1 protein-coding gene is annotated in these 379 nt (G+C 44.6%); it reads right to left on the bottom strand.

Annotated features, from left to right (window positions below; translation table 11 throughout):
- Positions 1–182 (bottom strand): hypothetical protein (locus FC83_RS08820; protein WP_156405582.1); only part of this gene is annotated, 182 nt, incomplete at its 3' end.
- Positions 183–379 lie beyond the last annotated feature (197 nt).

Raw genomic sequence — 379 nt, 5'->3', positions numbered from 1 at the left:
CCAGTGGGTTGGAGTTGAGTCGCCTTAGTCGGCGTTACGCCCTTACCAGCAGTGACAAAACTGCTGTCTTCCACAGGAATGGCCACCATTGTTTCTGCTTTAACATTTTGAGGTTGCTGCAAGATAAAGCTTAAACTCACGAGTAAGGTACCTAAACCCAATAACCATACTAACTTTTTCATTAAAATTCGCTCCTCGTATAGCTGTAACTGAGGCTTTTATTAGTCCAGTGAATCAGATGTAGCCTGCAGCCAAACATTGGTCCCTACCTGATACCAAACACCGCCACCTAAGTAAACATTGGTACACAACCACTGTGAATTTGGTTCCAGGTCAATACTTGTGGAAAGCGCATAGGGCAGTAGTCTTGTGGGTACTT

It is taken from the genome of Agrilactobacillus composti DSM 18527 = JCM 14202 (genome assembly GCF_001436375.1).
GTDB classification, from domain to species: Bacteria; Bacillota; Bacilli; order Lactobacillales; family Lactobacillaceae; genus Agrilactobacillus; species Agrilactobacillus composti.
Note: the sequence above shows the minus strand (reverse complement) of the source record. Positions and strands in the feature narration are given on the sequence as shown.